Origin of the sequence: Streptomyces sp. NPDC005574 (assembly GCF_040605435.1) — a bacterium.
In the GTDB taxonomy this organism is placed as follows: Bacteria; Actinomycetota; Actinomycetes; order Streptomycetales; family Streptomycetaceae; genus Streptomyces.
Genome location: NZ_JBEXCW010000241.1, coordinates 1 through 2,778 on the forward strand (window position 1 = coordinate 1; position 2,778 = coordinate 2,778).

General features: G+C 67.2%; 2 protein-coding genes. Both read left to right on the forward strand.

Annotated features, from left to right (window positions below; genetic code table 11):
- On the forward strand, nt 1-305 hold a 305-nt coding region (locus ABZT03_RS43600; protein WP_356049788.1), incomplete at its 5' end, for a hypothetical protein.
- A 125-nt stretch (nt 306-430) separates the two neighbouring features.
- Nucleotides 431-2,515 (forward strand): prolyl oligopeptidase family serine peptidase, encoded by a 2,085-nt coding sequence (locus ABZT03_RS43605; protein WP_356049789.1) that lies wholly within the window; start codon nt 431-433, stop codon nt 2,513-2,515.
- Nucleotides 2,516-2,778 lie beyond the last annotated feature (263 nt).

Sequence of the window (2,778 nt, forward strand, 5' to 3'; positions counted from 1 at the left end):
TCTCGGTGGAGTTGTCCGTCCTTGCCGCGCCGGTTGGGGTGCAGCGATCTACGCAGGACCATCCAGTGCGAGAAGTCCCTGGCCGGCCTCTCGCCGGGGCATGCCCCGGCGCTACCGCGCGTATCTCCACCAAAGACCATGAGGACCGGCGCGGCCTGACCGCCCTGTTCTGGTCCAACGTCAACCCGTACGGCACCTTCCGCCTCGACATGGACAAGCGCCTCGACCTGGGGCCAGCCGTGACAGTGCCCGGCCCCCGCGCCACAGTTGATGCTGCCGAACGGTCCCCTCTGGACAAGCGATGACTGTCTGAGGGTGCAGAACGAGCGAAGGTTACTCATGCGCGGTGCCGGAGCGTTTGCTTGGCTTGTAGATCGTTTTTGTCCGGCTAACTCCCGGGACCGTGCTGGTCCGAAAAGAGAGGCACCTGATGGTGAGGCCAACGCTGCCTGTGGAGGTCCCCCCGACTCGCCGCGCCTCTGAGGGCGGGTACACGCTGCATGGCCGGCGCTACGAGGACCCGTATGTCTGGCTGGAACGGCTCGACGACGGCGAGACGGTCGACTGGATCGCTGCCCAGGAGGCGGTCACCCGCACGGTGCTCGACAGCGTCCCCGGACGCGACGGTCTGCGTGCTGCCGTCGCCCGTTCCGCTCGCTACGCGCGGCTGTCCCCACCGCTCCCTGCGGGCCGGAACGGGCGCACTTTCTTTTGGCAAGCCGGTGCCGACGACGAGAAGTCCGCCCTGGTGATGCGCCGTTCGACCAGTGCCCCTTCAGAAACCGTGATCGACCCGGGCGCTTGGCCGGCCGGCGACGTCCTGGTGTTCGCCCAGCCGTCCCCCGATGGCACCCTGGTGGCATTCGGCCGGGCCAGTGGCAGCACCCACGACGCGGTGATCCATGTCCTCGACGTCGAGACCGGCCAGCTGCTACCCGACCGACTACGCGGCACCGACCACGGCTCGGTCGCCTGGCGACCCGATTCGTCCAGCTTCTTCTACACCGCCTACCCCGAGCCCGGCGAGGTCCCACCCGACGAGCAAGCGTACTGGCACGCCGTCTACGAGCACCAGATCGGCTCGGACACCCCGGCCCGCAAGGTCTTCGGGGACGATCGCGACAAGGACCACTGGTGCACCGTGGACGCCAGCGAGTGCGGCCGGTACGCCGTCATCACCGTGTGGGACTTCGTGCACGCCAACGACGTCACTTTGCTGCGTCTCACCGACGACGAGCTGATTCCGGTGGCCACCGGAATGCGGTCGGTCAACCAGGTGCAGGTGATCGACGATTCGGTGCTCGTGTGGACCGACCTCGACGCGCCGCGCGGACGCCTGTGCATTGCTCCCCTCACCGACCCGACCTCATGGTGCACGCTCATCCGAGAAGGCCCGGACATTCTGCAGACCGTCACCGGGATCGGAGGCCGCCTCTACGCTGTCTACTCGCACGCCGCCTCGCACCGGGTGGCCGTCTACGCCAAGGACGGCACTCATCTGCGGGACCTGGCGCTCCCGTCCCTTGGCTCGGTCAACCGGAACGAGGGGGTGGGCGTCGTCAGTGGGGTCACCGGCTCCTGGCACGGCGACGACGTGTGGGTGGCCTTCACCTCGTTCGTGCAGCCGCCGTCGGTCTACAAGTACGACTACACGCAGGACCGACTGGAGCCCTACCACGTACCCGATGCCGGCCTCGACCCGACGGTGTACACCACGCAACAGGTCTGGTACGAGTCAGCCGACGGCACCCCCGTGTCGATGTTTCTTGTCTACCGCACCGACCTGCCGCGCGACGGACGGCGACCGGTCCGGCTCAGCGGCTACGGAGGCTTCAACATCCCCGTAGAACCGCGCTTCTCAGCCGTCAGCGCCGCCTGGCTCAAGCTCGGCGGAGTGCTGGCCCACTCCAACATACGCGGCGGCGGCGAATACGGCCGCACCTGGCACGAGGCAGCCGTCGGCATGCGCCGGCAGAACGCCTTCGACGACTACATCGCCGCGGCCCGCCATCTGGTCAACACCGGATGGACCACCCCCGACAGGATCGCCTCGCGCGGCAACAGCAACGGCGGCCTGCTGGTCGCCGTCACCGCACTGCAGGCGCCCGAAGCGTTCGGCGCCGTCTACTGCCGCGCGCCGCTGCTCGACATGCTGCGCTTTCCCACCTTCCCCAACCTCAGCGGCGCCACCGTTGAATACGGCTCCCCGGATGACCCCGACGAGTGCGCCTACCTCGCCGCCTACTCGCCCTACCACAACGTACGGCCAGACCACCGCTACCCGGTGATCGCGATCGCAACGGCACTCAACGACCGCACCGTCCCGCCATACGACCCGCTCAAGATGATCGCGGCCCTCCAAACCGACGCCCCGCAAGGCGGCCCCTACCTCTTGGTGCCGCTGCGTGACTCCGACCACGGCGGAGGAACCACCCTGTCGGCCCTCATCGAGCAGGACGTCGACGAGCTGAGCTTCCTCTGCTGGACGCTCGGCATCCCAGCGCAGCCAAGATGATCGGTGGATGACCAGGCCGAGACGGACCCCTACGCTCGAAGAACCGGAGGTCCGCCCGCCACCCCACTGTTTCATAGGCGGTCGCCTATGAAACACGGCAGAGGCTGAGGTGCGAGCAGGCCGAACGGTGTTTCATGAGCCGTTGCAAATGACTGGACACCTGAAACCCTGACACGAAAAGAAGAGAGTTGGTGCTGGTCAGGCGGTTACGGGTTCTACGATCGGGTCGAAGCGGATGGTGAGGCCGAGGCTGTTTGCTTCCT